This is a genomic window from Planococcus sp. CAU13, from assembly GCF_000775575.1.
Lineage (GTDB): Bacteria > Bacillota > Bacilli > Bacillales_A > Planococcaceae > Planococcus.
On sequence record NZ_JRGN01000340.1, the window covers coordinates 1 to 3,828 of the forward strand.

General features: G+C 52.9%; 4 protein-coding genes and 1 riboswitch. All 4 genes read right to left on the reverse strand.

Translation table 11 applies throughout. The features are described 5' to 3' along the window. Nucleotides 1–144 precede the first annotated feature (144 nt). The 4 genes from KW93_RS15860 to KW93_RS15875 are packed head-to-tail and all read right to left on the reverse strand — an operon-like array spanning nucleotide 145 to nucleotide 3,486. The gene (locus tag KW93_RS15860) at nucleotides 145–906 is read right to left on the reverse strand and encodes an energy-coupling factor transporter transmembrane component T family protein (protein ID WP_033544027.1); all 762 of its coding nucleotides are present in this window, start codon (nucleotides 904–906) and stop codon (nucleotides 145–147) included. Next, complete coding sequence (locus KW93_RS15865) at nucleotides 887–2,323, reverse strand: ABC transporter ATP-binding protein (protein ID WP_033544028.1); 1,437 nt, start codon at nucleotides 2,321–2,323, stop codon at nucleotides 887–889. Before KW93_RS15865 ends, KW93_RS15860 begins: the two co-directional genes overlap by 20 nt. Beyond that, entirely contained in the window at nucleotides 2,310–2,891 is a 582-nt protein-coding gene (locus KW93_RS15870; protein WP_033544029.1) for an ECF transporter S component, read from the reverse strand. Before KW93_RS15870 ends, KW93_RS15865 begins: the two co-directional genes overlap by 14 nt. Then, on the reverse strand, nucleotides 2,884–3,486 hold the full coding sequence (locus tag KW93_RS15875) for a YkoF family thiamine/hydroxymethylpyrimidine-binding protein (RefSeq protein ID WP_033544030.1): 603 nt from the start codon (nucleotides 3,484–3,486) through the stop codon (nucleotides 2,884–2,886). The genes KW93_RS15870 and KW93_RS15875 overlap by 8 nt, the downstream gene beginning before the upstream one ends. Before the next feature lie 110 nt (nucleotides 3,487–3,596). Next, nucleotides 3,597–3,702, reverse strand: a riboswitch (TPP riboswitch). Nucleotides 3,703–3,828: the final 126 nt, after the last annotated feature.

The window sequence follows — 3,828 nt, forward strand, 5'->3', positions numbered from 1 at the left end:
TGGATGCTTTTCGCGGGCGAAAAGCGATAAAACCGGATGAACCATCATCAAAAGGGGGAGACTTTCCAGCAGATCGGATGCCGCTAAACGGAATTTTTTATTTCTCGAGAAGCTATAAAGCTGCCCGTAAACGCGGACAGCTCCTTATAAGTCACTTAACATAACTCCGCCAGCACAGCTGCCCGCAAGTACAGCCAGTAATACTAATATCATCACAATATCCAGACGGCCTGTATGGACGGGCCGGTAAAATTCAGTCCGCGCTTCACCCGTAAACCCGCGGGCTTCCATCGCAAACGCCGAACGTTCAGCTTTCCGGACGGCGCCGGCAAGCATCGGGATGATTATGCGGCGTATATTGAGCAGGCGCTGCCACCAGTATTTTTCTGTAGCGGCCCCGCGCAGGCGGTGGGCCTGCTGGATCTGGAAGAATTCATCTTTCAGCACCGGCAGAAATTGATAGCCGACGAGCACGCCGTAAGCGAGTTTCGGCGACAGCTTTAGTTGTTGCATCAGGCTCATGACAAAACGGACAGGATCTGTCGTCAGTGCAAACAGCAGCGACAGGGAAGAGAAAGCCAGAACCCGGAACGACAGGGATAAGGCCAGTGCCCATTGCTTATCGGTCACATCGAAGCCGAATGACGACCAGATGACCGTGCCGCCTGTTTCAGCGGCAAAGACGATCGTTGTCCACAAGTAGCCGAAGGCCCCGAGAACAAACGGCAACATGAACAAACTCCAGAGCTTCCAGTTGATCTGGCTGAACAGCAGCTGCAGGACGACGACACTGATAAAGAACAGCAGCGGCGTCCAGGGATTGAAGAAAATCGCCAGTGCCAGCATGGCGGCAGTGACCGCCAGAAACTTGACCGCCGGATTCATGTCATGTAGGAGATTCCGCATTCTGCAGCACTCCTTTCGGCGGCAGGAGATGGTGCTCTGTCAGCAGCCGCGGATTTTCCCATATTTCTTTTGCGGCATATTTACCTGTCAGCTGCCCATCTTTCAGCAGCACAACCGAATCTGCGACAGCTGCGGCAAATTCCATGTCATGCGTGACGATGAAAACCGTGTCACCCTGGTCCAGCCGCTCATCCACGAGGCGGAATAATTCGAGTAACGCCGCTTCGTCCTGGCCGGAAGTCGGTTCGTCCAGAAACAGACCTTTCCGTTTATCCGCCAGCATGGCGCCGATTGCGATGCGCCGTTTTTGGCCATGGCTGACAGCGAACGGGTTGTGCTCCGCTATTTCGTTTAAACGCAGCGCTTTCATGACCGCTTCCAACTCATCTTCATCTGAGATTTTGGAAAACGCGAGTTCTTCACGGACCGAAGCGGTCAGGAATAAAAACTCGGGTGACTGAGGCACATAGCCGCAAGCTTCAGAAGAAATTTTTCCGCCCGCTTTTTTATGGATGCCGCAAATCGCTTTTACGAGTGTCGATTTGCCGCTGCCGTTCGGGCCGGCGATGACGACGCATTCGCCGCGCTGCGCAGTGAACGTCAGCGGATGCAGAAGCGTTTTCTCTTTTATTTTCACGGACAGATCTTCGACCGCCAGCGCCTGCTGTTCCAATGAAGAATTCAGCCGCGCCGGATAGCGGGTTGCTCTATGCCGGTTGAAGGACTGATCCGCTGAAATTTGCCCGTTATAACCGAGCGAGATTTCCCGTTCGAAGAAATTGCCCCAGCTGTCGAGCCGGTGTTCGACCGCGATGATGGTCAGGCCGAACTTCTGCTGCAGTCGATCCAGCCACTCGATGAATTCCTGGGCGGTAAGGGGATCGAGATGGGATATCGGCTCATCCAGCAGCAGCACTTCCGGTTCCATAATGAGCGCACAGGCCGTTGCCACGCGCTGCTTCATGCCGCCGGACAATGTCTGGATCGAGGTGTTGCGCAAATGGGACAGCCCGGTGAGTTCCAATATATGCATGATCCTCTCATCCATATCGGCGGCCGGAGTATGCAGATTTTCCAGTGTGAACGCGAGTTCTTCTTCGACAGTCGGCATGCAGAACTGGGAATCAGGATCCTGAAAAACAGTCGCGATGCGGTGGTTGATCTCACCTGGTGCATATTGTGCCGCGGGTATATTGAACAATAGAATGTCACCAGTGACGATGCCGTCGCAATTGGCGGGATACAACCGGTTCAGCAGATACAGCAGCGTCGACTTGCCGGAGCCGCTTGGACCGGACAGAACGACGCGTTCCCCGCGGTGGACCGTGAACGAAATCCCGGCGAGCGTATTTTCTTCATCATCCGGAAAGCGGAACGACATATTTTCCAGTGAAAAAACCGAATCAGGCACGTGCATCACTCTGTTCCGTGCGGGCAATCGCGTAGCCGCGGAGTGAGCCGGTCGCAAGCAGTGCGTCGCCGATATATTTTCCGCCGATGCCGGCGATGATTGCGCCGCTCAACACACGGAGCGTAAACATCAGCGCCACAAAGGATGGATCAAGCGCTGCATAGCCGGAGACGAAATAACCATAGATGAAACTGAATACAGCCGCACCGACGCCTGCCAGCATAAAGACGAAAATGTTGAAATGCTTATAACGAGTAACGGCAAATGCCGCTTCTGCTCCCAGTCCCTGAATGACGCCGGACAGGATGAGGCGCGGACCGACCGCATTGCCCAGCATGACTTCGATAATGGCGGCCAGCGTCTCAGGCAACACCGCAGCACCCGGTTTGCGGATGATATGCATGCAGATGATCGAGACGATAAACCAGATGCCGAACATCCATTCATAGGCGATCGGACCGATCAGGCCGGCCCAGATATTGCCAAGATGTATGAACAGCAGGTAAACGATGCCAAAGACGACGCCGAACAGCGACATCAATACGATTTCTTTTAATTTCCACGAATTAAGCATTTTCAGCACCGCCTGTGTGCGACGGGCTGTTGATGCTCATCGATACCGTCATGACGAGATGGCGGTGTTCATCCGAACGCGCATGGGTGAACGTTTCTTCGTAAAACTTGAAAACGTCATGGATATCGCCGTGGATGCCGCTTGCGTAATGCATCGAGTCGTTCCAGACGCCGTGTTCTTTGGCGCGCTCGACTTCGCGGTAAATGACCGACATGTAATCCGGATTGTTCATCGGGTACAGTGCGAATTGGGAAGAAACATATTGTTTCGTGTCATCTGTATTGAGCAGGACATCGTCTTTATCGAGGTAGACGTCACCTGATGAATCACCAGGGCAGCCAATCGAAAATGTGCCGTTTAACGCCACGTGCTCTCCGGTTTTCGCCGCATGCAGCGTCAGCGCTTTTGCCACATAAAAAACGTGGTTCTGTTTTCCCCGGATGACGGTCGAGACGTCGTCCGTGTGCATCCAGACATTTGAGGTGTCGGTTTCATTCAGCGCCCTTTTGATGATTTTGATGAAGTCGTTTGTCATCGGATTCAGCGTGAAGCGAAATCCGACGATCGGGCTAGTGCCGCATTGCAATGGTTCCATAACAATATTCCTCCTTAAAAATGTGCACAAAAATAGCCGCATCCGTGAAGATGCAGCCACTGTTCCATGCAAATAAAAAGGAGGATTACACTCCTGAAAAAAACGTTTTGCGGAAAGTCACCGCACTTCCTCACGCAGGTCCTAACCTGATCGAGTCATAAGGGATCGGAGCTTTCGCTCGCATCTCAGCTAAAATAAGCACCCCCAGTGCAGAAAACGGTATGCGGTTTTTGTGTTCGGGTTGTCCCGATGGCTCCAGTGTAAATGAAGTGCGCAGGGAAGTAAAGGGGAGTTGAATAAATAGTGGGTGATGATATTCCGCAAAACAGCTTCGCTTTCCAG

Bases quoted from the DNA above. Each gene is read 5' to 3' on its own strand.
- KW93_RS15860 (WP_033544027.1), bottom strand. From the start codon at position 906: ATGCGGAATCTCCTACATGACATGAATCCGGCGGTCAAGTTTCTGGCG.
- KW93_RS15865 (WP_033544028.1), bottom strand. From the start codon at position 2,323: ATGCACGTGCCTGATTCGGTTTTTTCACTGGAAAATATGTCGTTCCGC.
- KW93_RS15870 (WP_033544029.1), bottom strand. From the start codon at position 2,891: ATGCTTAATTCGTGGAAATTAAAAGAAATCGTATTGATGTCGCTGTTC.
- KW93_RS15875 (WP_033544030.1), bottom strand. From the start codon at position 3,486: ATGGAACCATTGCAATGCGGCACTAGCCCGATCGTCGGATTTCGCTTC.